Genomic DNA, 23,619 nt, shown 5'->3' on the forward strand with positions numbered 1-23,619 from the left:
GTGAATATATCCTGGGATCGCGAGCGCCTGCTGCGCTCGACCATTCTTGCCGGATTCGCGGCGGCGGGTCTCACCATCTCGCCTGCGTATGCGCAAGACCAAGAGGAAGACGAGGACGAACAGTCCGAAGAGGCTTCTTCTGGAGAAGACACCATCGTCGTCACCGGTTCTCGTATCCGTCGTGACGCTTTCGCCTCCGTGGCACCGCTCCAGGTCATCGATGCACGGGAAATCCGTGATGCCGGCCTGATCGACACCGCGCAAATCCTCCAGACGTCGACCGTGGCGCAGGGCGTTCAGCTCGACAACACGATCTCCGGCGCCTTCGTGACCGACGCCGGTCCGGGTTCGAACACGATCACCCTGCGTGGTCTCAACCCCGACCAGACGCTGCTCCTGATCAACGGCCGCCGGGTTGCCCCGTCGGGCGCCGAAGGTGCTCCGTCGCTGCCGAACGTCGACATCATCCCGACCGATGCCATCCAGCGCATCGACATCCTGCTCGACGGTGCTTCGTCGGTGTACGGTTCGGACGCTGTCGCCGGCGTTGTGAACGTGGTCCTGCGTGACTCGTTCGAAGGCTTCCAGGTCGGTGCCTACATCAACTCGCCGGAACAGTCCGGTGGCGGTTCCCATCGCTGGAACATGATGATGGGTGATAGCTCCGAAAACGGCAGCTACATGTTCTCGATGGAGTATTTCCATCAGGACAGCCTGAAGATGAACGATCGGGACTGGAATTTCGACCCGACCGACAACCTGTACTGCTCGCGCGACATCGAGATCGCCACGGACGGTTCGCTGCTCTCCGAGTGTGAAGGCGGCATCATCAACCGCGTTCGTACGTTCAACTACTATGTGAACGGTCAGCCGAGCCTGGCATCCTACTTCGCCCACCCGGGTTTCTTCGGGGTCGACGTCTATTCGACGCCGGGTTCGACAAGCAATCCGGGCAACCTGCCGGTTGGCTGGTCGACGGGTACGTCCACGGACGAGCGTTACCGCTCTTCCTACCTGGACCAGTCCTCGGACACGATTCCGGACTCGCAGCGTTACAACTTCCTGTTCACGGGCGACTACACGATCGATCGCTTCCTGGGCCAGGACAACGTCAACGTCTTCACCGAAGTCCTGCACACCAACTCGCAGACGACGTACAAAGCCGGCTACCACGGCCAGATCTTCCCGACCGTTCGCGCCGACAACCCGTACAACCCGTTCGGTTATGACGTTGTCACGATCTTCGCTTCGCCGATCGCGCGTTCGAACATCGAAGTCGAAACGCAGTACACGCGTTTCTTCGCGGGTCTCGAAGGTGACTGGAGCTTCGCTCCGTCCTGGTCGTACGAGTTCTTCGGCGGTTACACCCGCTCGATGGGCTACTCGTCGCGCCCGGCGGTGGACGAAGAGCGCCTGACGGCCATCGTCGCCACCACCCGTGTCGATCCGGCCACCGGCGACATCATCTGTGGCTATGACAACAACGACGTGTCGCTGTTCGGCTTCCTGTCCACCGAGTCCTGTGTCCCGGTGAACCTGTTCGCACCGAGCCTGTATCCGAATGACGGTGTCACCGCGCCGCATTTCGCGACCCAGGAAGAGCACGACTATCTCGCCATCGAGCGCACCGCGACCACGCTGGTCGACCAGCTGATCTTCGGTGGTTTCACCACCGGCCCGCTGTTCGAACTGCCGGCCGGTACGGTCAATGGTGTGTTCGGTATCGAATGGCGTCGTGACTCGCTCGACTCGGGCACCGACACCGTGGCGGCTACCGGCCGTGCGGCCGGCTTCTTCGCCGACCGTAACTCCGTCGGTACTGCCGAGCTCACCGAATTCTACGGCGAGCTGTCGATCCCGATCGTGTCCGGTGCTCGTTTTGCCGAGGATATCTCCCTCGAGCTGGCCGGTCGTATGACCGACCACGAGTTCTACGGCACCAACTCGACCTACTCGGCGCGTGCGTCCTGGATGATCACCGATTGGTTCACCCTGAACGCCACCACCGGTACGTCCTTCCGGGCCCCGAACCTTCGGGAACTCTTCCTGGGCGGCCAGACCGGCTTTGCCAGTGCCTTCTCCGATCCGTGTATCGTTCCGCTCGCGGCTCGTAACGGAACGGCTTACGACCCGGCAAACGAGACGCGTGACCCGATCGTGCTGCAAAACTGCCGCGCGGAAGGTGTCGATCCGACCTCGCTGGGCCTGCAGGGTGCGTCCTCCATCGAGGCGTTCCGTGCCGGTAACCCGGGTCTCCAGCCGGAAACGTCCGATGCCTACAGCCTCGGTTTCGTCATGGAGCAGCCCTGGTTCAGCGGCTTCGATGCGTCGCTGCGTGTCAGCTACTTCGACATTGAAGTGAATGACTCCATCGCCATCCCGGGTACGGCGTTCTCGCTGGCCCAGTGCTACAACTCGACCAACTTCCCGAACGACCCGTTCTGTGCGCGTCGTCAGCGGAATGCTCAGACCGGCCAGCTCGACTTCGTCGACAACACGCCGTTCAACGTGGCGAGCCAGCAGGCGACGGGTTACGACATCAACGGTCGTTTCAACCGTGACTTCAACATTTTCGGCGGCTTCAACTACGACCTCAACGCGGTCTACACGAAGTCCGAAGAAGTGTTGAACCAGGCCACTCCGCAATCCGATCTCAACAACTTCGTTGGCGATTGGGGTAACCCGGAATGGCGCGGTACGCTGACCCAGCGTTTCGAGCGTGGTGATTGGACCCTGACGGCACGTTCGCGCTACATCGGCGAGCAGGCCTCGATCCGCAACGTGGTCGGTGTTGACTATGGTGAGCGTATTCAGGCTCCGTCCGAGCTCGGTGGCGATGCCGTCGATAGCTGGGATGGCACCTGGTACCATGACCTCTCGGTGTCGCTTGACCGTGACACCTGGGGCGTGACCTTCGGCGTGAACAACGTGTTCAACGAAGAGCCGGCCATCGTCGACCAGAATGCCTCGGGTGCCACCCAGGGTAATTCCAGTGAAGTTCTCGGTTCGGGTTACGACCTGCTCGGCCGTCGCTTCTTCGCTCGGATCGCCAAAGCCTGGTAAGGTTTTGCTGATTTGAGACTTGGATTGGGCCCGCTCATTCGAGCGGGCCCTTTTCTTTGCCACGGACACAGGCACAAAAACGGACACAGGCACAAGAAAGGGCCCGCCGGATCGACCGGCGGGCCCTCTTCATGTCCGCAATCGGCTACAGGCGATCAGGCCGCCATGACGCGGGCCACTTCGTCGACCAGTTCGCGCAAGTGGAAGGGCTTGGACAGCACCTTGGCATTGGTCGGCGCGCCGGAGCCCGGATTGAGGGCGACGGCGGCGAAGCCGGTGATGAACATGATCTTGAGCGAGGGGTCGATCTCGGCGGCGCGGCGCGCCAGCTCGATACCGTCCACCCCCGGCATCACGATGTCGGTCAGCAGGAGATCAAACTGGGCCGGCTGTTCGCCGATCGCATCCAGTCCCTCTTCACCATCAGCACAGACCAGAACCTCGTGCCCGGCGCGCTTGAGCGCCTTGGCGAGGAAGTCGCGCATCGAATCGTCGTCTTCTGCCAGAAGAATCTTAGCCATCCTGGGTCCCACCCTTGCGAAAACTCAAAGTGACCTCATCCATAACCGCATCTGGTAAAAGTCCGCTGAACGCGGCTGATGCTTGACCGGATGAATGCAGCTGACCACTGTTTGGCCATGACCGCACCGCCGCCATCATCGCTCGCCCGGGCCGAAACGGCAAACGCAAATACCGATCCGGCCGTGGTCGAAGTGGTGCCGAGGCCGGGCGATATCGCCTGTCCGGTAATCGTGTGTTCCCCGCACTCGGGGCGTGACTATGACCTCGTCGATGTGCCGGAGACCTGCCTGACGCGAGACCAATTGCGGCGCTCGGAGGATGCCTATGTCGATGCGCTGATAGAGGCGGCACCCGAGTTCGGGGCGAGCCGCATCACGGCGCATTTCCCGCGCGTCTTCGTCGACGTGAATCGCGGGCCCTGGGAGCTCGACCCGGAGATGTTCTCGGACCGTCTGCCGGATTATGTCGACACGGCCTCGAGGCGGGCTGCTTCGGGGCTCGGCGTGATCCCGAGGATCGGCGTCGAGGGGCGGCCGCTCTACCGCCGCCGGCTGCGTTTTGCCGAAGCCAGCGCCCGCCTGGAGCAGTGCTACCAGCCCTATCACGCCGCGCTGGCGGCGCGCATCGAAGCCGTGCGGAGGCGGTTCGGCTTGGCCTTGGTGGTCGACATGCACTCCATGCCCAGCCACAGCGCACAGCAGGCTGATTTCGTGCTCGGTGACCGCTTCGGGACGTCATGCGCGCCGGTGGTCAGCGACCGGATCGAGGCCGGCTTGGCGGGAGCCGGTCGCCTTGTGGTGCGCAACCGGCCCTATGCCGGCGGTTACACAACGGAGCATTACGGGCGTCCCGAGACGGGCGTTCATGTCGTCCAGATCGAAATCAACCGAGGCCTCTATCTCGACGAAACGCGGGTCCACAAAGCCTCCGGCTGGGACACTTTGCACAAAGAAATCACAGCGTTTATCAAATATTTAACGGAGGTGGACTGGGTCCGCCAATTGCCACGGTGAGGCACTCCCTCTAAGGCGAAACGAGACGTCGCGCCTCGCCCGGCACGCGCTTTGCTCCCCTGTCACGTGTGCGTCCCGAAACGGAGCAGCACGACACGGGAAAACAGGCGGTGAGTAGAGTAATGACCAATGACATTGACCTGCATGTAGGCAAGAGGCTGCGCCGGCGGCGCCGTCTTCTCGGACTGACGCAGCAGCAATTGGCGGAATCCGTCGGGATTCGCTTCCAGCAGATCCAGAAATACGAGTGCGGGGCCAATCGGGTCAGCGCCAGCCGCTTGTTCGAGCTGGCCGAGTCGCTCGATGTGCCGGTGCAGTATTTCTACGAGGGCCTGTCGGAGCGCGGCGCCGCAGAGGAAAGCGGTGACCAGCTGGCTCCGGACGTGCTCTCCCAGAAGGAAACCGTGGACCTCATCCGGGCCTATTACCGCCTCGGCGAGCGACCACGCAAACGGCTGCTCGAACTGGCCAAGTCGCTGCAGCCGGACGAAGTGGCCAACGACGCGGCCTGACCGGACCGGGCGGGCGCCATGCAGGTGGCTCGCCCCGATCCGGTGCTGGCCTCCGGCCGGTCGCCGTGCTAGGCGCGGACCATGACCGAGACCGTTGAAATCACTGCCGACGATCTGGCCGTCGCGCATGCCATGGCCGACGCGGCGCGGGCTGCCATCCGGCCCTTCTTTCGCACCCAACTCGATATCGACAACAAGCTCGAGGCCGGTTTCGATCCGGTGACGGCGGCCGACCGCGCGTCGGAAACCGCGATGCGCTCGGTGCTGGCCGAGCGCTGTCCGGATGACGGTATCTTGGGCGAGGAATTCGGCAGCCAGACCGGCCGGAACGTCCGCCGCTGGGTGCTCGACCCGATCGATGGCACGCGCGCATTCATCTCCGGTCTGCCGAGCTGGACGGTGCTGATCGGGCTGGAGATCGGCGGCGTGCCCCGCCTCGGAGTGATCGACCAGCCGCATATCGGCGAGCGCTTCGTCGGGTGGCCAGGCGGGGCCGCCCTGATCGATCGGGACGGCAAACGGGCGCTAAGAACACGATCCGTCAGGCGGCTGGCCGACGCCACACTGATGACGACTGATGCGGACCTCTTCCCGGCGTCCGAGCGCGCGGCGTTTGGCGGGCTGTGCGGCCGGGTGCGTCTGTGCCGCTACGGCTTCGACGCCTATGCCTATGCCATGCTCGCGGCGGGCGGAGTTGACCTGGTCGTCGAGAGCGGGCTGCAGGTCTATGACGTTCACGCGCTGATCCCGGTGGTTACCGGGGCGGGGGGCGTGGTCACCAACTGGTCGGGCGGGGACGCGTTCGGAGGCGGTCAGATCGTGGCTGCCGCGACAGCCGAGCTGCACGCGGAAGCCCTGGAATTGCTGGCTGAAGCGGCGGACTGAGTGGCAGCTGGGACTTGAGCCGAGAGGTTTCTCCAGCCTAGCTGTCGAGCATCACGCGAACCGGCGGTGCGCCGAATTCCAGATGAGTGACCGATCGGTTGCCACGCTGGCGCGGGCGGTAAACCGCGAGGTTTTCGCTGACGTCGAGCGCGGTGCGTTCGCCATTCTCGTGCACCGCCCAGGCCTCCGGCGCGCTGCCCTCGAAGTAGAAGTTGAGAGACTTCAGGTTGGGGGCAAACAGGGCAGCCACGCCGGCCACTTCGCGGACCGCTTCATTGGCCTGACTGAGGGCGAGCAGCAGGTCGTCCTGGGCGTATCGCTCGGACGGGGCGAGAGACAGGGCGAAGGTCATCGACAGCGACATTCCGCCGCCTTCCTGATTGACCCAGACATCCGGCGCACTCTCGAGCGCCTCGAGGCTGGGCAGGTGGGCCAGCCGACCATCCGGGCCGGGCGCCAGCTCGTGGCGCCGACCATCGTGTTCGTACCACAGCTCCACCTCGTCCGGGCTGGCGGTGCGCTCGCTGCTCAACACATAGGCGAGGGTGAAGTGGCTGCGCCGCTCCGCCTCGATACCCAGATAGGTGTCCCAGTGCGGATAGAGCTGGTCCAGAGGCGCGGCAATGCGTTCCACGTCCTCGGCAAGGGCGGTGGCGCCAAGCATGCTGACGCCCGCGAGAATGGCCGAGAGGGCCTGTCTCATTCTTCGCCGTCCTCTGCGGTCTCGGTGTCATCCGCACTCTCGGCCGCGAGGGGCTTGCGGAACAGCAGGGTCATGCGGTCGCTCTCGCCGATGGCGTCGAAGGCCTCGCGGTCGAACTCGTCGACGCCGGCATCGTCCTCGGTCGGCGAGCGGCGCACCGGCGGCAGGGTCCAGACGCCGAACGGGTGATCGGCATTGTCGTTGGGATTGGCGTTGATCTCGGACGAGCCCACCAGTTCCAGCCCGGCTTCCTCGGCGAGGGCGATGACGAAGGATTCCTGGACATAGCCGGTGCCGGCATTGGGATCCTGCTCGCGGGTCGAGGGCAGGCGGTGTTCGACGACGCCGACAATGCCGCCCGGCTTGAGCGCTTCGTAGAATTCGGCGAAGGCCTGTTCGGCGTAATTGCGGGCCATCCAGTTGTGGATGTTGCGGAAGGTCAGGATGGCGTCGGCCGAGCCGGGCTCGACCTGAAGGCCGACATTGCGGTCGAAGCCGGCGATCTGGATGTCGCCGTAGATCGCGGTGTCGGAAAAGCGCTCGATATAGCGCTCGAGGGCGCGTTCGCGGGCCGAGCCTTCGCCGGTGTCCGGGAAGTGGGCGGCGATGTAGGTGCCGCCATTGGCGTCGACCCACGGCGCCAGGATCTGGGTGTACCAGCCGGCGCCCGGCCAGATCTCGACGATGGTGCCGGAAGGGTCGACACCGAAGAATTCCAGAGTCTCGACCGGGTGGCGCCATTCATCGCGCAGGGCCATGTCGCCGCGCCAGGGTCCGTTGACCACCGAAGACAGCTCGCTGCGGTCGATCTCGGCGGGCGTCGCTGCAGCCGGAGTCGCCGTGCTGTCGACGTCGTTAGTCTCGGCCATATCGGTCGCGGCGGTCGGGGTCTCGTCGACCGTTTCGGGGTCAGGCGAGCCGCAGGCGGCAAGAACCAGGAGCGAAGAGCCCATCAGGGCGGCCAGGGCGGTATGACGCATGTCGCAGAACTCCGATTGGTAGCGCGGTTGACATCACTCCTAACGAAGGCAGCAGGCAGACGCAATTGCGGCGTATCGAGGGCTTGCACAGCTCGCGGTCGCTTCCCATCTATGCCGTGCAGGCCGCCTTCACGGGGTCTGCGACCCGGCCGCAGCCAATCGGTGTGGCGCGGGTCCGCTCAACCGCCCGGCACGGGTGCCGGGCCTGTTTGTCGCTCAAGAGAGGATAGACTGACATGCGTACTGTAGACTTTACCCCGCTTTATCGTTCGATCGTGGGTTTTGACCGGCTGGCCGACATGATGGACAGCGCCACCAAGATCGAGTCCCAGGGCTATCCGCCCTACAATATCCAGCACGTGGAAGATGACGAGTATCTCATCGAGCTCGCCGTCGCCGGCTTCGGCGAGGAAGACCTTGTCGTGGAAGTGCAGGAAAACGTTCTGACCGTGTCCGGCCGCATCGGCGAGAAAGACGACGCCGATGAGCGCCGCTTCGTGCACCGCGGCATTGCCGAGCGTGCCTTCGAGCGTCGCTTCCACCTGGCCGACCATGTCGAGGTCGCTGACGCCGGGCTGAAGAACGGCCTGCTGCGCATCCGCCTGGTCCGCGAAGTCCCAGAGGCGGCCAAGCCGAAGCGCATCGCCATCACCAATGGTGACAGCAAGACCAAGACCAAGCTGATCCAGGGGGGCAAGACGAAGGCGGCCTGACCTCCGTCTGCCTTCGGGCAACCCTCCAAGTACACGCAGGAAGGCGGTGGACCCGGGTCCACCGCCTTTTTGCTGCGCATGAATGGCGTGGGTCAGGCGGCGTTCAGATCGACGGCGCCGTCAATATCGTCGACATCGCTGGTGAAGCTGGCATCGACATGGCTTCCGGTGAAACAGGATCCGGTAAAGCGGCTCCTGCGCACGTCGGCGCCGTTCAGGCGGGCGTAGGAGAAGTCGGCACCGGTGGCCTTGACCTGGCGCAGATCGGCACCGCGCAGGTCGCTGTAGCGCGCACGCACACCGGCCAGCGATGCGGGCAGGATACGGTCGCCGTCGAGCAGGAGCGGGCCCATCTGGCAATCGCGCAGGTCGGCATTTGAAAGATTGGCCCCGGTCAGATCGGCGCCGCGCAGGTCGGCGCCGCGCAGGGAGACCATGCGCAGGTCCGCGCGCTCGAGGCGGGCACCCTGCAGTTGGGCCCCCTCCAGATCGAGCCCGTACAGCGTCGCGCCGCGGGCGTGGAAGGCGGTCAGGGTCTTTCCGGCCAGGGAATTGAGGCCACGCAAGTCCATGTCATCGAACAGGGAGGGCTTGCCCTCGCGACCGTCCGTCTCGCACCATTTCATGTGGTCGGCGAGCTGCTGTGACACCGGATTGTCGAGATCGCGCACATCGACGCCGACAGGCTGTTCGGTGAGTGCGCCTTCGGTGTTCATGCGGTCCTTGCGTGCCATGTCGGTCTTGATGCCGACCAGGACGCTGTCGGTAAAATCGGAATCGGTCAGGTCGGCGCCGGACAGGTCGGCACCCTCCAGATTGGCGCCCTGGAAGGTCGAGCCACGCAGATTGGCGCGCACCATGCGGGCCCCGAGCAGCATGGCGTCGGTGAAGTCGGCGGTCTGGGCGGTCATCCCGGCCATCTTGGACTTCGACAGGTTGGCGCCGGTGAAATTGGCTGTGCCCGCATCATTGATCTGGGTCTTGTGGCTGAGCATGGCCAGACCCTTCTGCTTGTCGATCTGGGCAATCGCGCCTTCGCGCATATCGGCCTCGGTGAGGTCGGCACCGGTCAGATTGGCGCCCCGCATGATGGCGCCGCGCAAATCGGCGCGGCGCAGGGACGCGCCTTCGAGATTGGCCTGACGCAAGTCGGCGGCGAAGAAAATGGCGCTGTTGAGTGTCGCCCCGGACAGGATGGCTCCGCGCAGCACCGCCCCGCTGAAATCGGCATCCGAAAGATCGCGGCCGGCAAGGCTCAGATTTTCCAGGACGGTATAGGCGAAATTGGCCCGGGCCCCGCCGGAACGACCCGACCAGAGACGTTCGTGACGGTCGCACATGGCGTCAACGTCTTGTTGCGTAAGGGCTCTGTATTCGATGGGCCGACCGGTCATGGTGTCGTCCTGTTGGGCAAGCATGGTTTCAGTCGCCCAGACTGCAACAGAACCGGTTAATACACTGTATGGTGGGCCTGCACGGGCCGCGCCAGGTCAGGGGCCAGCCGCGGATCGATCGAAATGCGGTTTTCGCCACGCGCTCCGCGACGATCCAGCTCGGCGTCAAGCGCGGCTGCATCAAGCTTGGTCGCGGTCGCGTCCAGCACGCCGTCATAGCGGGCCGGGTTGCGGTCTGCATAGACCAGCGGACGGCCGGTTTCGAGGCGGTGAAAGAAGCCGGCATAAAGGGCTTCGGCCGCAGCGGAACGCAGGCCGGTTTCGACGCGGATGCCCGCCGCTTGCAGCTGGTCGAGGCCGGCGCCGTTGACCTGCGGGTGTCGGTCGAGCGCGGCGATGACCACGCGGGCAATACCGGCATGGATCAGCCGGACCGAGCAGGCGCCGGAGCGTCCCTCGAACGCACACGGTTCCAGAGTGACATAGGCGGTGGCGCCGCGGGCCTCGGTGCCGGCCTTGGCAAGGGCGACGGCCTCGGCGTGCGGCCGGCCGCCATCGGCGGTGGCGCCGGTGGCCAATATCCTCTCGTCGCGCACCAGAACGCAGCCGACGGACGGATTGGGAGCGGTCCGGCCGAGTTGGCTGGACGCCAGGGCCAGCGCCAGGTCCATGTAGCGGGAGTCGGCCGGGGAGGGCATGTCAGGGCAGGGCGGGCAGCGCCTTGGCCCGGTCGGCGTCGAGATAGCGCGCGGCGACGGGCTTCGTGCCGCTGTCGTCGAGATCGATGAGGAGCGGGTTTCCGGTCGGGATCTCGATATCCATGATCGCCTCGTCGCTGACCTGGAAGAGCAGCTTGACCAGGGCCCGCAGACTGTTGCCGTGGGCGGCGATGATCAGGGTCTCGCCGTTCTTCAGGTGCGGCGCGATATCGCTGCTCCAGTACGGCTCGACCCGGTCGAGTGTCGATTTCAGGGATTCCGCGGCCGGCAGCTGCTCGGGGTCGACATGGGCATAGCGCGGATCGTTCGCCGGATGGAATTCGTGGTCGCGACCCACGGCCGGCGGCGGCGTGTCAAAGGACCGGCGCCAGATGCGCACTTGCTCGTCGCCGTGGCGGGCCCGCGTCTCGTCCTTGTCGAGGCCGGCAAGAGCCCCGTAGTGGCGCTCGTTGAGACGCCAGTGCTTCTCCACCGGGATCCACAGCCGGTCGAGGCCGTGCAGGGTCAGGTGAAGGGTGCGGATGGCACGCTTGAGCATCGAGACATAGCCGCGCTGGGGCGCAAACCCGGCCTCAGCCAGAAGTTTGCCGGCCCTCCGGGCCTGGGCCACGCCCTCGTCGGTGAGGTCGACATCGACCCAGCCGGTGAACTTGTTCTGCAAGTTCCACTCGCTCTGACCGTGTCGAATGAGGGCGAGTTGCGGCATGTCGATCTCCTGTCCGATGGGCGCGCCAAGCGATAGCCCGGGCCGCCCCGCGGAGCAAGGCGCGGGCGCCGCCAGAAATCGCGCAGCAGACACAAGATCGTCACTCCCGCCCGATACCAAATCATGCTAGTGTCCTCTTCAACAACGGCGGGTGAGGAAGACCAGCCACACCCGCTCTCTGACAGCCGGTTGCCGGCGCAAGCCGACCCCGGCGCATGGTCGGATCGGCCCGGTTCACCATCGTCCCCCTCTGAATCGGATGCTGCACGACCATGCCGGCCGCGCACGTCCCTTCCCCGGACGTGCGCGGTTCTGGTATGGGACCCGGAAACAGCGGCCGCGAATGGCCGCGACCGCGCTGTTCGAGGACGTCCCGCATGCCCGTTTTTGACACTGCCGCCTCCGCCCGTCGGGTCATCGCGACCGAACGGGACGGACTGGACCAGCTGGCCGCTTCGATCGGCGAGGATTTCGTCGCCGCGGTGGAGTGTGTGCGGGCCATGAAGGGCCGTCTGATCTGCGCCGGCATCGGCAAGTCGGGGCATGTAGCGCGCAAGATCGCCGCGACGCTCGCCTCGACGGGCACGCCGGCTTATTATGTCCACCCGACAGAAGCGAGCCATGGCGATCTCGGCATGATCGGCGCGGGTGATGCGGTTCTCGCCCTGTCCAAGTCAGGCGAGACCAAGGAGCTGGGCGATCTGATCGCCTATTGCCGGCGCTTCGGCGTGCCGCTGATCTCGATGACGGGCGCCGCCGACAGCACTCTGTCAAGGGCTGCCAATTTTCCGCTTGTCATTCCCGATGCGCCCGAGGCCTGCGGCGAAACCCGGGCGCCGACCACCTCGACAACGCTGATGATGGCGCTGGGCGACGCGCTGGCAGTCGCGCTGCTGGAAGGGCGCGGCTTCACCGCATCAGATTTCAAGACATTCCATCCCGGAGGAGCGCTCGGCGCGGCGCTGGCGACGGTCGGTGACATCATGCACACCGGCGATGCAGTGCCGACAATCGGTCTTGATGCGCCGATGAGCGAAGTGCTGATCGAGATGACCACGAAGAGCTTCGGCTGCGCCGGCGTGTCCGATGACGCCGGGAAGCTGGCCGGGGTGATCACTGACGGGGATCTGCGCCGTCACATGGGCGCCGATCTTGTCGACCAGAAGGCGCGTGACGTGATGACGGCGGACCCCAAAACCGCGCATGCTGGACTGCTGGCGGCCGACGCGCTGCGCCTGATGACCGCCGGCGAGATCAAGATCATGCAGCTCTTTGTCGTCGATGAAACAAAGCGACCGGTAGGCATACTGCACCTGCACGACCTGCTTCGCGTCGGGCTGAAATGAGCCGGGACAGGCGCGCGGTCCTGGTCGGCAGCACTGCAATTGACGGTCTAAGAGCTTACGAATTGCGCTATGACCGGTCAGGGAGACGTGCCGGGAGGAGTGCGGATTGACCTGTCTGGTCACGGGAGTAGCCGGGTTCATCGGGGCCCATGTCGCCGGCCGACTGCTGGCGCGTGGCGAGGCCGTGATCGGCCTCGACAATCTCAATGACTACTACGATGTCCGGCTCAAGCAGGCCCGACTTGATCGGCTGGCCGGTCAGGGCGACTTTCGTTTCGAGAAGATTGACCTGGCCGATGAGGAAGCGGTGCGCGCCCTGGTGGCCGAAACCCGGCCGGAGCGCATCATCCATCTCGGAGCCCAGGCCGGCGTGCGCTATTCGCTCGAGGCACCGTTTGCCTATGCGCGCTCGAACCTGATCGGCCACCTGGCGGTGCTGGAAGCGGCCCGTGATCTCGGCGATCACCTGCAGCACCTGGTCTATGCGTCCTCCAGCTCGGTCTATGGCGAGCGTGCACAAGTACCGTTCCGGGAAGATGACGCAGCCGAGACGCCGGCCTCGCTATACGCCGCGACCAAGCGCTCCGACGAGCTGATGTCGGCGTCCTATGCAAGCCTGTACGGCATTCCGGCGACCGGGCTGCGCTTCTTTACCGTGTATGGCCCGTGGGGGCGGCCGGACATGGCCTACTGGCTGTTTGCCGACGCCATGTTGAAGGGCCAGCCGATCAAGGTCTTCAACGAGGGCCGGATGGAGCGCGACTTCACCTATATCGACGACATCACCGAACCCCTGGTGCGCATCGCCGACGACGCACCGGCGCGCGGCCGGCACGAGGTCTACAATATCGGGGGGTCCTCGCCGGTGAAGCTGATGGACATGATCGGCACGCTGGAGCGCGAGCTCGGCTGCACGGCGGACAAGATCATGCTGCCCATGCAGCCGGGCGATGTCACCCGCACCTATGCCGACACCTCCAAGCTGGAGCGCGATTACGGGTATGCACCCAGCGTGCGGCTGGACGACGGGCTGGCGCGCTTTGCCGAATGGTTCAAGGATTGGCGCGGCCGCACGGGCTGACCCGATCAGCTGCCCCGGAGCGTCGCCTCGAGGACCGTGCGGGCATCGGTTCCGAATTCGGCATTGGCCAGCGCGAAGGCCGCGCTGGCGCGCAGATAGCCCAGCTTGCTGCCGCAATCATAGGACTGCCCCTCATACTCCAGGGCGTGGAAGTCCTGGCTGTTCATCAGGCGCACCATGGCATCGGTGAGCTGGATCTCGCCACCGGCACCGGCGCCCTGGTCCGACAGGAGGGCGAAGATTTCCGGCTGCAGGATGTAGCGGCCGGTGATGAACAGGTTGGACGGGGCCTCGTCGCGCGGCGGCTTTTCCACCATGCCCTTCATTTTCATCAGCGGACCATCGCGGTCGACCGGGTCGATGACGCCGTAGGAGGATGGGTCGTCGCACGGCTCCACAGCGATGACATTGCCGCCGGTTTTCTCGTAGGCGGCGGTCATCTGGGCCAGGCAGCCGGTCTCGGCCTTGACCAGCATGTCGGGCAGCAGGATGGCAAAGGGGTCATTGCCGATGATGTCGCGGGCGCACCAGATGGCGTGGCCGAGGCCGAGCGGCGCCTGCTGACGCACGAAACTCATGGCGCCGGGCTCGAGCCGGGTAGCGTCGAGCTCGGCCAGGATGTCGTCCTTGCCCTTGCGGCGCAGGGTTTCCTCGAGCTCGTAGGAATTGTCGAAATAGTCCTCGATGGCCGACTTGTTGCGACCGGTGACGAAGACGAAATGCTCGATGCCCGCTTCCAGCGCCTCGTCGACCACATACTGGATCGCCGGCCGGTCGAACACCGGCAGCATTTCCTTGGGGATGGATTTGGTCGCCGGCAGGACGCGCGTGCCCAGGCCTGCGACCGGCAGAACCGCCTTGCGAACTTTCTGCATGCCGTCTTCCTTCTCTCCGGTCACCGATTCAGCGCCGCTGCAAGGGCTAGCGGACCCGTCGTGCACCGTCCACCGCACTCATTCACTTCGCCATTTCAAAACGATCCTATATACCGGCAGGCGCACAGCAAACAGGTGAGATCATGGGGAAGAAATACTTCGGCACTGATGGCGTCCGCGGACTGACCAACAGTTTTCCTATGACGGCCGAAACCGCACTGCGCCTGGGAATGGCAGCAGGCAAGCACTTCGTGCGCCATTCCGGGCGCCACTCGGTGGTCATCGGCAAGGATACCCGCCTGTCGGGCTACATGATCGAATCGGCGCTGGTGTCGGGCTTTACCTCCGTCGGCATGGACGTGTTCCAGTTCGGCCCGCTGCCGACGCCGGCGGTGTCGCTGATGACGCGGTCCTTGCGTGCCGATCTCGGGGTCATGATCACGGCCTCGCACAACCCCTACCATGACAACGGAATCAAGCTGTTCGGTCCGGACGGCAAGAAGCTCGACGACAAGACCGAGCTGAAAATCGAGAAACGCATGGATGGCGGGCTCAGCGACGACCTGGCCAAGCCGGACGAGCTCGGCCGGGCAAAGCGCGTCGACGATGCTCAGGCGCGCTATGTCGAGATCGTCAAGTCGACCTTCCCGAAGAACCAGCGCCTGTCGGACCTCCGCATCGTCATCGATTGCGCCAACGGCGCCGGCTACAAGGTCGCACCGACAGCGCTCTGGGAGCTGGGCGCCGACGTCATTCCGATCGGCGTCGAGCCGGATGGCTTCAACGTCAACGAGGAGTGTGGCTCGACGGCTCCGGCGCGGATGAGCCGGGAAGTGGTCAAGTATCGCGCCGATCTGGGGATTGCACTCGACGGGGACGGCGACCGGCTGGTGCTGTGCGACGAGACCGGCCAGGTCATTGACGGCGACCAGATCCTGGCCGTGCTGGCCAAGCACTGGGCCGACCAGGGCGAACTGGCGCAGAAGGCGATCGTGGCCACCGTGATGTCCAATCTCGGGCTGGAGCGCTACCTCGAGCGGCACGGGATCGGGCTCGAGCGTACCCAGGTCGGCGACCGCTATGTGTCGGAGCGCATGCAGTCCACGGGTATTAATCTGGGCGGCGAGGCCTCGGGCCACGTGGTGATGCCGGATTTTGCCCCGACCGGTGACGGGCTGATCGCGGCCCTGCAGGTCCTGCGCGTGCTCGACCGGTCTGGCAAGAAAGCCAGCGAAGTGCTCAATGCCTTCGAACCGGCGCCGCAATTGCTGGAGAATGTGCGCCTCAAGAAAGGCGCCAAGCCGCTCGCGGATGATGCCGTCAAGAAGGCCATCGCGGCGGCCGAGGACAAGCTGGGCAAGGACGGCCGGGTCGTGGTGCGGGCTTCGGGCACCGAACCGGTCATCCGCATCATGGCCGAGGGCGACGAGGCGGAGATCCGCAAGTCGGTCGACGATATCCGTGCGGCGGTGGAAGCCTCGTCAAGCTGACGCGGCGGCATGAAGGCGGCTCATCCCATATTGCACGAAGTGCAGCACCTGCGGGCGCTGGCCGTGCTGCTGGTCGTGCTGGCACACCTGCACCAGGGCGAGGCGCGCTTCTTTCCCGACGCTGTGCTGGGCGACTTCGCCTATGTCGGCTTTGCCGGGGTCGACATATTCTTCGTCATTTCCGGCTTCATCATCCATCACCTCTACCGGCATCGACGAACCCTGAGCGGCCGTTTCTTCCTCGACCGGGCCAACAGGATCTTCCCGCTGTACTGGATATTCACGGGCCTCGCCCTGGTCGGTTATGCGGTCATGGCCGACGAGCTCAGGGCGGATCCGGGGGATATCGACCTGGCGGGGTCCCTGCTGCTCTTTCCACTCGGGCATCCGCCGATCCTGCAGGTCGGCTGGACGCTGACGCACGAGCTCTGGTTCTACGGCGTGTACGGCCTTGCCCTGGCTCTGCCACGTGCGGGCCGGGCGGGCCTGGCCCTGCTCTGGGGCGGGCTCAGCCTGGCCGTTCTGGTCAGCGGCTGGCAGGCCCCCAATGCCTGGCTGGCGGTGGCGGTGAGCCCGTTCAACCTGCAATTCCTGGCCGGCGTGCTGCTGGCCGAATTCGAGCCGCAGGCGCGGGCGCGGCGCTGGCTGCCGCTGGTCATGGCCGGGGCCGGGGCCGGGCTGGCGCTGGCCTGGACGGCCGATGGCGGGCTGACCACGCTGGCCGCCGCCGGGGCCCGGGTCGCCGTGTTCACGCCGCTGGCCGTGGGGGTTGTGTGGAGCTTCCTGGCCTGGCGGCCGGCGCTGTGGCGGACTGTCGAGCGCATCGGCGACGCCTCCTACGCCATCTATCTGAGCCATCTCCTGGTGATCGGCGTGCTGGCCCGCATGCTGCCGCAGCTTGTGCCGGTGCCGGCACTCCTGAGCGCGCTCTACTGGCCGCTCGGCCTCGGCGCCTGCCTGATCGTCGGCGTGCTGACCCACTATCTGCTCGAGCGTCCGCTGCTGGTCGCGGGCAAGGCGCTGATCGCGCGGGGCTTGCGCTGACGGGCCTGGCACTGTACCGGGCGGGAATGCGCCCTTGCACGCCCTGCCTGCCTCGGCGATACCCTCGGCGTTCAGAACAGGAGTGAAAGCCCATGCGCGTGGCGATGATCGGAACCGGCTATGTGGGATTGGTGTCGGGGGCATGTTTTGCCGATTTCGGCCATGAAGTCGTGTGCGTCGACAAGGACGCCTCGAAGGTCGAGACGCTCAATTCCGGTGGCATCCCGATCTACGAGCCGGGCCTCGACCTGCTGGTCGAGCGCAATGTGCGCGAAGGGCGGCTGAGCTTTACCCAGGACCTGGCCGCGGCTGTGAAGAATGCCGAGGCGGTGTTCATCGCCGTCGGCACGCCATCGCGGCGCGGCGACGGGTTTGCCGATCTGAGCTATGTCTATGCGGCGGCCGAGGAGATCGCCAAGGTCATCGACGGCTATACCGTGGTGGTCACCAAGTCGACGGTGCCGGTGGGCACGGGCGACGAGGTCGAGCGCATCATCAGCGCCACCAATCCGGATGCCGATTTCGCGGTCGTGTCGAACCCGGAATTCCTGCGCGAAGGCGCGGCCATCGACGACTTCAAGCGCCCCGACCGGGTCGTGGTCGGCACCGATGATGAGCGCGCCCGCACCCTGATGCGCGAGCTGTACCGGCCGCTCTTCCTCAACGAGACACCGATCGTCTTCACCTCGCGCCGCACGTCGGAGCTGACCAAGTACGCCGCCAACGCCTTCCTGGCGCTCAAGATCACCTTCATCAACGAGATTGCCGACTTGTGCGAAGAGGTCGGGGCGAATGTCCAGGAAGTGGCCAAGGGGGTCGGCCTGGACAACCGGATCGGCGCCAAGTTCCTCAATGCCGGGCCGGGCTATGGCGGGTCGTGCTTTCCCAAGGACACGCTGGCGCTGACCCGCACGGCGCGCGATTACAACGCGCCGCTGCGCCTGATCGAGACCGTGGTCGAGGTCAATGATGCGCGCAAGCGGGCCATGGCCGACAAGGTGGTCGAGGCGTGCGGCGGGGACGTCAACGGCAAGACGATCGCCGTGCTCGGCGTCACCTTCAAGCCCAATACCGACGACATGCGCGAGGCGCCGAGCCTGGAAATCATCCCGGCCCTGCAGAAAGCGGGGGCGCGGATCCGCGCCTTCGATCCGGCCGGCACGGTCGAGGCGGAGAAGCATTTCAACGACGTCGACTTCGTGTCCGGTCCGTATTTCTGTGCCGAGAATGCCGACGCCCTGGTCATCATCACCGAGTGGAACGAGTTCCGGGCCCTCGACCTCAAGCGCCTGGGCAAGTCGATGAAGGACAAGGTGCTGGTCGATCTGCGCAATATCTATACCGGTGACGAGGCCCGCAATGCCGGCTTCAGGTATTCCAGCGTCGGGCGGCCGGACGCCGAATAGGCCGGGCCACATCGCGGGCTTGCATCGCCCGGTCTATGGCATATGACAGGCGCCAGACGAGTTGAGGGGACGCCGCGTCATGACCAAGAAGCCTTTTGCCGAACTCTCGGACAATACGTGGGAATTCGAGAACGAGGCTTTGATCAAGCCGACCGGATTCCGCGAGTATGACGCGCGCTGGTGGTTCGGCCATCCGGACAGCGACAAGGCGCCCGACCTCAACCTGTACGGCGTGCAGGCGCTGGGCCTCGGCCTGGGCACGCTGATCCACGAGCTCGGCGTCGAGCCGAAGATCGTCACCGGGCATGACTTCCGCAGCTATTCGCTGGGCGTCAAGCAGGCCCTGGAAGTCGGGCTGATGGCAGCCGGCATTGAGGTCCACGATATCGGCCTGGCGCTGTCGCCGACGGCCTATTTCGCCCAGTTCGACCTCGACGTGGCCTGCGTGGCCATGGTCACGGCGAGCCACAACACCAATGGCTGGACCGGGGTCAAGATGGGCTGCGAGCGGCCGCTGACCTTCGGGCCGAAGGAGATGTCGCGCCTGAAGGAGATCGTGCTCAGCGGCGAGGCCGAGACGCGCCCCGGCGGGGCCTATGTGCGCGAGCACGGCGTGGCCGAGCGCTATATCGCCGACGTGGCGAAGGACGTGTCGATCAGCCGGCCGCTGAAAGTGGTGGCGGCGTGCGGCAATGGCACGGCGGGGGCCTTCGTGCCGCAGGCGCTCCGGGCCATGGGCGTCGAGGTGATCGAGATGGATTGCGATCTCGACCACTCCTTCCCGCGCTACAATCCCAATCCGGAAGACATGAAGATGCTGCACGCCATGCGTGACGCGGTGCTCGAGCATGGCGCCGATGTCGGGCTGGGCTTTGACGGCGATGGCGACCGCTGCGGCGTCATCGACAATGAGGGCGAGGAGATCTTCGCCGACAAGATCGGCCTGATGCTGGCGCGCGACCTGGCCCCGCTGTACCCGGACTCCACCTTCGTCGTCGACGTCAAGTCGACCGGCCTGTTCGCCATCGACCCGGTGCTCAAGGCGCACGGCGCCAAGACCGACTATTTCAAGACCGGCCATTCCTACATCAAGCGCCGCTCCAAGGAGCTGGGCGCGCTGGCCGGGTTCGAGAAGTCCGGCCACTTCTTCCTGCAGCCGCCGATCGGGCGCGGCTATGATGACGGGCTGGTGGCGGCGCGCGCGGTGCTGCAGATGCTGGAGCGCAATCCGGACCGCTCGATGGCCGACCTGCGCCGGGCCCTGCCGACCTCCCATGGCTCGCCGACCATGTCGCCTCATTGCGATGACGAGGTGAAGTACGAGGTGGTCGAGCGCATCGTGGCCCAGTTCGAGACCCTGAAGGCGGACGGCCGGACGGTCGCCGGCCGGGCCATCGCCGACATCAACACGGTCAACGGCGTGCGCTTCACCCTGGAGGGCGGCGCCTGGGGGCTGGTGCGCGCCTCGTCGAACACGCCCAACCTGGTCGTCGTGGTCGAGAGCCCGACATCGGCGGACGACGTGGTCGCGGTGTTCCGCGCCATCGAGGGCGTGCTGGCGGACTACCCGGAAATCGGCGCGTTCGACCAGAAGCTGTAATCTATGAGCAGTTGCAGCCCGTTCATGTCCCGTTCACAAGGGTAAACGCAAATGCGCCCGTCGGGGCCTGCCCTGACAGGCGGCCGGGTGCCGCGCGGCGGACCTCCGGCAGGTCCAAAGCGTTGATTTTCAACCTCCCGGTGCGGGCGCTGCCGGGATTCCCCTGGGGGGAGGCGAGGTCTTCCGGCCGGCTCGCGGACAGGAAGAATTAACCTTTTGGGCAATCGTCCGTTGCGTAATTGTAACGCTTTGGGCCAAACCATGGCGAATTCGCTCAGGTTGCGGCCAACACAACAGTTTTTGCACTTGACCGCCGAGCCGCCGCCGACTTAACTCAGCCGCGTTCGGCGCTCTCGAACTTTGACAAGGGGCGTCCGGGCACGTCTGGTTCGCGTAGAGGTGCGGGGGCAGGACGTGCTTTTCCTGGAAAGTCATGCGCGCTGAACAGCCATGGCTATGTGTACTTAGATGGGGGAATCCCTAATGAAAATGACTCACCTTTTTGCCGGTGTGGCCGCTGTTGCGCTCACTGCTGGCGCTGCCTCCGCGCAGAGCATTGTTACGAACACCGACGGCGCTAGCTCCGCTATCTTCGCCTCCGAAGTTGACCTGTCTGCTGCTGCTTACCAGGACATCCTGGCCGTTGCTTTCACCAACGATGGCGACGAAGAGACCGCACTCAACTCGCTGGGTGCCACGGATGACGTGAACGTGACGCTGACCCTTTCCGGCGGCCTGACCTTCAGCTCGTTCCTCAGCAACGCCAACGTGACCAATACCGATGGTACGGATGCGGGTGATTGCTCGCTGTCGATCAGCTCTGGCGGCAGCAATGGTGGCCAGACCGTGACCTTCACGTCGGTCGGCAATGCCTCGTTCGACCCGACCTCCTGCGACTTCGCAGGCGCGGCTTCTTCGAACCTGTTCGCCTTCTCCATCCCGGTTGACATCGAAGGCACGGGTAACATCGCTGTCGAGATCTCGCTGGCTTCCACCGGCACGGTCCTCGACTCCCAAGCTTACGATGCCGGCACCGGCACCGATGAGTTCGTGCAGCAGGATGACGGCGTAGTCTTCGCCTTTGTCGCCAGCGATTCCGTCATCGACCTGGACAGCGATTACGAGTTGTTCGACACGGCGTCGTCGACCACCACGATCGGTTCGATCGAAATCGACGAAGCCTCCGTCCTCTTCTCCGTTGGTACCGGCGGTGCTGACGACGAAGTTCTCGACTTCACCGACGCCACGCAGTTCGATGGTGGCACGGTGACCGTGACGCTTCCGAACCCGGCTGGGATTGCCAGCGTCACTGTCGATGGCATTGCTTCTGACAGCTTCACCGGCGGTGTTGCGACCTTCAACCTGAGCAATGCTGAACTGGACGGCCTGAACTCGGCTGGTCCGGTCGTCCTGACGGCTGATACGACGACGCCGGCAGCGATTGCCAACCAGACCGTCACTGCAACGGCTTCCGCCGATGCGGCGGCCGGTGGCGACATGTCCTCCAGCAGCGACAATGACGACCTGGGCACGCTGACCCGTGAAGGTTCCAACACCGGTACCTTCGAGTGGGTGGGTGACTCGACCAAAGCCACGCGCACCATCTTCCGTGCCGTTGGCCTGGGCGCCACCCTGCCGACCATCCGCGTCACGATTGCCAACTCGACCAACGACATGGACGGCGAGTACATCGTGACCCCGACCAACTCCGTCGTGAACGGCGAGCTGGTCATGTCGCAGAACGACATCACCAACGCTGTCGGCAACTTCGGCCGCGCTGACGTGTCGTGGAGCTTCGAAGCTGACGGCATCACCGTTCGTCGCTTCAACGCCACCAACGGCGTGATCTCCGAAATGAGCACCGACTACGCAGTCGGCGCTGACGAGATCGGCGGCTAATCCTTCTCTTCACGAGATCGATGGGAAAGGGCGGCTTCGGCCGCCCTTTCTTTTTGTCCGGATGCCGCTACAGCGGCGGGAGGCCGCTTGACCCGCGCGGCCGGCCACGCTCAACTGCGGCTCGGCGGGGGTCGGACAGGTATCCGGCTGCTGCCTGGATGCGCGGGTGCGCGGGGCACCGGCGTCAGGCCGGCTGTCACGGGCCGTCGTCTCGGGGGAATTCCATGTCGATCCGGTTGTCCGGCGCCGCCCTGGCCGCGCTGCTTTCTGCCAGCGTGGCCGAGGCCCAGTTGCTGGTGACCAACAGCGATGGCCGGACCCAGGCCCGGTTTGCGCACAATATCGACCTGGCGACGGCCGGGTATGAGGACATGCTTTCGGTCACACTGAGCGCTGGCGGAGACGAGGAGAGCGTGATCCGAAGTCTCGGCGCCAGCGACGACATCGACGTTACCGTGCGCCTGACGGACGGGCTGAGCTTCAACGGCCACCTGACCGGGACCAGCGTGGTCAATACCGACGGCGCGGCCGCGGGAGATTGCGGGCTGGGCCTGGCCGCCGACGGAATCGATGGCGGGCAGACGGTAACGTATTCCTCGGTCGGCAACGCCAGTTTCGACCCGACCAATTGCGACTGGGGCGGCGGGGCCCAGCATTTCGCCTTTGCCATCCCCATTGCCATCGGCGGCACCGGCACGGTGGAAATCGACATTGCCCTGACCGCGACCGGAACGCCGCTGGCGAGCGCGACCTATCAGTATGGCGGCAGCCAGGATTTCGTCAGTCAGTTGTCGACATGGCTTGGCGGATCCAGCAGTCTCGTGGTGACGCTCGACCTGGCGACGGGCTACCAGAGCTTTGTGCCGAGCGGCAGCATCACCGCAAGCTTTGCCGGCTATGGCTCGTTCACGCTCTCGAACGGGATCAGCGTCTATTCCTATGTCGGGCCGGGGGGCGCGGATGACATCCTCCTGGACTATGCCGATGCTAGCCAGTTCGAGGGCGCGGAGCTGGTGGTCAGCGCCAACAATCCCGCGGGCCTGGACGAGGTGACGATCGCCGGCCTGAGTGCCGGCCCGGTCTCGATCGCTGACGGCAGTGCGACATTTGCCCTGAGCCCGGCCGATCTGGGTGTGCTGGACGCCGGGGCCGCAACCAGCCTGACCCTCGATACTGCCAATCCGGCCGCCGTGCAGACACAACTCCTGCTGCTCTCCGGCACCGTCCGGGCCGCGGCGGGCTCCAAGCTGCAGGATTTCGAAGTCTCCAAGTACGCCTTCTACCTCGACCGCCAGATCTCCCGGTCAGACACGTTCGAGTGGGTTGGGGACAGCACGGCGGCGACCCGCAGCGTGTTCCGCTTTACCGGCCTGGACGACACGCTGCCCGAGATCCGGGTCAATCTGCGCAGTACGACCAATGAGGCCATCGAAACAGGGCCGTATCCGGTGACCCCGGCCGCAGCGCCCATCCAGGGTGAGCTGATCGTCACGGTGGACGATTTCGACATTGCCGATTTCGGGCGCAGCGATCTGTACTTCGAGATCGAGGCGCTCGGGGTCACGGTGCGGCGCCTGCTGGTCACCAATGGCGTGGTGAGCGAGATGGCGACCGATTACACGGTCGGGGCCGGCCAGATCGGCGACTAGCCCCGCTTGCGCTGCCTGC

At 65.2% G+C, this 23,619-nt stretch carries 20 protein-coding genes; 13 read left to right on the top strand and 7 right to left on the bottom strand.

Annotated features, from left to right (window positions below; all coding sequences use genetic code 11):
• Nucleotides 1–3,063, top strand: coding sequence for a TonB-dependent receptor plug domain-containing protein (locus tag ACXYMR_RS09395; RefSeq protein WP_458942601.1), 3,063 nt, complete (start codon nucleotides 1–3; stop codon nucleotides 3,061–3,063).
• Nucleotides 3,064–3,218: 155 nt separating this feature from the next.
• Here ACXYMR_RS09395 and cpdR read toward each other — a convergent pair whose 3' ends face one another.
• Nucleotides 3,219–3,584 (bottom strand): cell cycle two-component system response regulator CpdR, encoded by a 366-nt coding sequence (gene cpdR, locus ACXYMR_RS09400; RefSeq protein WP_458942602.1) that lies wholly within the window; start codon nucleotides 3,582–3,584, stop codon nucleotides 3,219–3,221.
• 117 nt (nucleotides 3,585–3,701) lie between these two features.
• Here cpdR and ACXYMR_RS09405 point away from each other — a divergent pair, with 117 nt between their 5' ends.
• The 3 genes from ACXYMR_RS09405 to hisN all read left to right on the top strand — a co-directional run bounded on the left by ACXYMR_RS09405 (nucleotide 3,702) and on the right by hisN (nucleotide 5,995).
• On the top strand, nucleotides 3,702–4,598 hold the full coding sequence (locus ACXYMR_RS09405) for an N-formylglutamate amidohydrolase (protein WP_458942603.1): 897 nt from the start codon (nucleotides 3,702–3,704) through the stop codon (nucleotides 4,596–4,598).
• A gap of 122 nt (nucleotides 4,599–4,720) precedes the next feature.
• Entirely contained in the window at nucleotides 4,721–5,110 is a 390-nt protein-coding gene (locus ACXYMR_RS09410; protein ID WP_458942604.1) for a helix-turn-helix domain-containing protein, read from the top strand.
• Between the two features lie 81 nt (nucleotides 5,111–5,191).
• Complete coding sequence (gene hisN / locus ACXYMR_RS09415) at nucleotides 5,192–5,995, top strand: histidinol-phosphatase (protein WP_458942605.1); 804 nt, start codon at nucleotides 5,192–5,194, stop codon at nucleotides 5,993–5,995.
• Nucleotides 5,996–6,032: 37 nt separating this feature from the next.
• On the opposite strand, the gene ACXYMR_RS09420 is transcribed toward hisN, so the two are convergent.
• On the bottom strand, nucleotides 6,033–6,698 hold the full coding sequence (locus ACXYMR_RS09420) for a hypothetical protein (RefSeq protein WP_458942606.1): 666 nt from the start codon (nucleotides 6,696–6,698) through the stop codon (nucleotides 6,033–6,035).
• Complete coding sequence (locus ACXYMR_RS09425; protein WP_458942607.1) at nucleotides 6,695–7,678, bottom strand: class I SAM-dependent methyltransferase; 984 nt, start codon at nucleotides 7,676–7,678, stop codon at nucleotides 6,695–6,697. Before ACXYMR_RS09425 ends, ACXYMR_RS09420 begins: the two co-directional genes overlap by 4 nt.
• Nucleotides 7,679–7,914: 236 nt before the next feature.
• Between ACXYMR_RS09425 and ACXYMR_RS09430 the strand changes: the two genes are divergently transcribed.
• Nucleotides 7,915–8,391, top strand: a complete 477-nt coding sequence (locus tag ACXYMR_RS09430) for an Hsp20 family protein (protein WP_458942608.1) — start codon at nucleotides 7,915–7,917, stop codon at nucleotides 8,389–8,391.
• 92 nt (nucleotides 8,392–8,483) lie between these two features.
• On the opposite strand, the gene ACXYMR_RS09435 is transcribed toward ACXYMR_RS09430, so the two are convergent.
• From ACXYMR_RS09435 to gpmA, 3 genes are read right to left on the bottom strand one after another with little or no spacing between them, the layout of a single operon-like run.
• On the bottom strand, nucleotides 8,484–9,809 hold the full coding sequence (locus ACXYMR_RS09435; protein ID WP_458942609.1) for a pentapeptide repeat-containing protein: 1,326 nt from the start codon (nucleotides 9,807–9,809) through the stop codon (nucleotides 8,484–8,486).
• Between the two features lie 32 nt (nucleotides 9,810–9,841).
• Nucleotides 9,842–10,483, bottom strand: coding sequence for a bifunctional diaminohydroxyphosphoribosylaminopyrimidine deaminase/5-amino-6-(5-phosphoribosylamino)uracil reductase RibD (gene ribD / locus ACXYMR_RS09440; protein WP_458942610.1), 642 nt, complete (start codon nucleotides 10,481–10,483; stop codon nucleotides 9,842–9,844).
• Between the two features lies 1 nt (nucleotide 10,484).
• Nucleotides 10,485–11,210 carry a 2,3-diphosphoglycerate-dependent phosphoglycerate mutase gene (gpmA, locus tag ACXYMR_RS09445; RefSeq protein WP_458942611.1) on the bottom strand — a complete coding sequence of 242 codons (726 nt, stop codon included), beginning with the start codon at nucleotides 11,208–11,210 and terminating at the stop codon, nucleotides 10,485–10,487.
• A gap of 377 nt (nucleotides 11,211–11,587) precedes the next feature.
• Here gpmA and ACXYMR_RS09450 point away from each other — a divergent pair, with 377 nt between their 5' ends.
• Nucleotides 11,588–12,556 carry a KpsF/GutQ family sugar-phosphate isomerase gene (locus ACXYMR_RS09450; RefSeq protein WP_458942612.1) on the top strand — a complete coding sequence of 323 codons (969 nt, stop codon included), beginning with the start codon at nucleotides 11,588–11,590 and terminating at the stop codon, nucleotides 12,554–12,556.
• A gap of 106 nt (nucleotides 12,557–12,662) precedes the next feature.
• The gene (locus tag ACXYMR_RS09455) at nucleotides 12,663–13,637 is read left to right on the top strand and encodes an NAD-dependent epimerase/dehydratase family protein (RefSeq protein WP_458942613.1); all 975 of its coding nucleotides are present in this window, start codon (nucleotides 12,663–12,665) and stop codon (nucleotides 13,635–13,637) included.
• A 5-nt stretch (nucleotides 13,638–13,642) separates the two neighbouring features.
• Here the strand turns inward: ACXYMR_RS09455 and galU are convergent, their stop codons facing one another.
• The gene (gene galU, locus ACXYMR_RS09460; protein ID WP_458942614.1) at nucleotides 13,643–14,512 is read right to left on the bottom strand and encodes a UTP--glucose-1-phosphate uridylyltransferase GalU; all 870 of its coding nucleotides are present in this window, start codon (nucleotides 14,510–14,512) and stop codon (nucleotides 13,643–13,645) included.
• Nucleotides 14,513–14,655: 143 nt separating this feature from the next.
• Here galU and glmM point away from each other — a divergent pair, with 143 nt between their 5' ends.
• The 6 genes from glmM (at nucleotide 14,656) to ACXYMR_RS09490 (ending at nucleotide 23,600) form a co-directional block, all read left to right on the top strand.
• Nucleotides 14,656–16,002, top strand: coding sequence for a phosphoglucosamine mutase (gene glmM, locus ACXYMR_RS09465; protein WP_458942615.1), 1,347 nt, complete (start codon nucleotides 14,656–14,658; stop codon nucleotides 16,000–16,002).
• 9 nt (nucleotides 16,003–16,011) lie between these two features.
• Nucleotides 16,012–17,046, top strand: a complete 1,035-nt coding sequence (locus tag ACXYMR_RS09470) for an acyltransferase family protein (RefSeq protein ID WP_458942616.1) — start codon at nucleotides 16,012–16,014, stop codon at nucleotides 17,044–17,046.
• Nucleotides 17,047–17,138: 92 nt separating this feature from the next.
• Nucleotides 17,139–18,452, top strand: coding sequence for a UDP-glucose dehydrogenase family protein (locus tag ACXYMR_RS09475; protein ID WP_458942617.1), 1,314 nt, complete (start codon nucleotides 17,139–17,141; stop codon nucleotides 18,450–18,452).
• A gap of 79 nt (nucleotides 18,453–18,531) precedes the next feature.
• Nucleotides 18,532–20,052, top strand: a complete 1,521-nt coding sequence (locus ACXYMR_RS09480; RefSeq protein ID WP_458942618.1) for a phosphomannomutase/phosphoglucomutase — start codon at nucleotides 18,532–18,534, stop codon at nucleotides 20,050–20,052.
• A gap of 483 nt (nucleotides 20,053–20,535) precedes the next feature.
• A complete protein-coding gene (locus ACXYMR_RS09485) occupies nucleotides 20,536–21,951 on the top strand; it encodes a hypothetical protein (RefSeq protein WP_458942619.1) in 1,416 nt (471 codons plus the stop codon).
• Nucleotides 21,952–22,175: 224 nt separating this feature from the next.
• A complete protein-coding gene (locus tag ACXYMR_RS09490; protein WP_458942620.1) occupies nucleotides 22,176–23,600 on the top strand; it encodes a hypothetical protein in 1,425 nt (474 codons plus the stop codon).
• Nucleotides 23,601–23,619: the final 19 nt, after the last annotated feature.

It is taken from the genome of Maricaulis sp. CAU 1757 (assembly GCF_054482675.1).

What these genes read in the sequence shown, in the direction of transcription:
- cpdR (WP_458942602.1), bottom strand. Translation starts at nt 3,584, where the DNA reads ATGGCTAAGATTCTTCTGGCAGAAGACGACGATTCGATGCGCGACTTC.
- ACXYMR_RS09405 (WP_458942603.1), top strand. Translation starts at nt 3,702, where the DNA reads ATGACCGCACCGCCGCCATCATCGCTCGCCCGGGCCGAAACGGCAAAC.
- ACXYMR_RS09410 (WP_458942604.1), top strand. Translation starts at nt 4,721, where the DNA reads ATGACCAATGACATTGACCTGCATGTAGGCAAGAGGCTGCGCCGGCGG.
- hisN (WP_458942605.1), top strand. Translation starts at nt 5,192, where the DNA reads ATGACCGAGACCGTTGAAATCACTGCCGACGATCTGGCCGTCGCGCAT.
- ACXYMR_RS09420 (WP_458942606.1), bottom strand. Translation starts at nt 6,698, where the DNA reads ATGAGACAGGCCCTCTCGGCCATTCTCGCGGGCGTCAGCATGCTTGGC.
- ACXYMR_RS09425 (WP_458942607.1), bottom strand. Translation starts at nt 7,678, where the DNA reads ATGCGTCATACCGCCCTGGCCGCCCTGATGGGCTCTTCGCTCCTGGTT.
- ACXYMR_RS09430 (WP_458942608.1), top strand. Translation starts at nt 7,915, where the DNA reads ATGCGTACTGTAGACTTTACCCCGCTTTATCGTTCGATCGTGGGTTTT.
- ACXYMR_RS09435 (WP_458942609.1), bottom strand. Translation starts at nt 9,809, where the DNA reads ATGCTTGCCCAACAGGACGACACCATGACCGGTCGGCCCATCGAATAC.
- ribD (WP_458942610.1), bottom strand. Translation starts at nt 10,483, where the DNA reads ATGCCCTCCCCGGCCGACTCCCGCTACATGGACCTGGCGCTGGCCCTG.
- gpmA (WP_458942611.1), bottom strand. Translation starts at nt 11,210, where the DNA reads ATGCCGCAACTCGCCCTCATTCGACACGGTCAGAGCGAGTGGAACTTG.
- ACXYMR_RS09450 (WP_458942612.1), top strand. Translation starts at nt 11,588, where the DNA reads ATGCCCGTTTTTGACACTGCCGCCTCCGCCCGTCGGGTCATCGCGACC.
- galU (WP_458942614.1), bottom strand. Translation starts at nt 14,512, where the DNA reads ATGCAGAAAGTTCGCAAGGCGGTTCTGCCGGTCGCAGGCCTGGGCACG.
- glmM (WP_458942615.1), top strand. Translation starts at nt 14,656, where the DNA reads ATGGGGAAGAAATACTTCGGCACTGATGGCGTCCGCGGACTGACCAAC.
- ACXYMR_RS09470 (WP_458942616.1), top strand. Translation starts at nt 16,012, where the DNA reads ATGAAGGCGGCTCATCCCATATTGCACGAAGTGCAGCACCTGCGGGCG.
- ACXYMR_RS09475 (WP_458942617.1), top strand. Translation starts at nt 17,139, where the DNA reads ATGCGCGTGGCGATGATCGGAACCGGCTATGTGGGATTGGTGTCGGGG.
- ACXYMR_RS09480 (WP_458942618.1), top strand. Translation starts at nt 18,532, where the DNA reads ATGACCAAGAAGCCTTTTGCCGAACTCTCGGACAATACGTGGGAATTC.
- ACXYMR_RS09485 (WP_458942619.1), top strand. Translation starts at nt 20,536, where the DNA reads ATGAAAATGACTCACCTTTTTGCCGGTGTGGCCGCTGTTGCGCTCACT.
- ACXYMR_RS09490 (WP_458942620.1), top strand. Translation starts at nt 22,176, where the DNA reads ATGTCGATCCGGTTGTCCGGCGCCGCCCTGGCCGCGCTGCTTTCTGCC.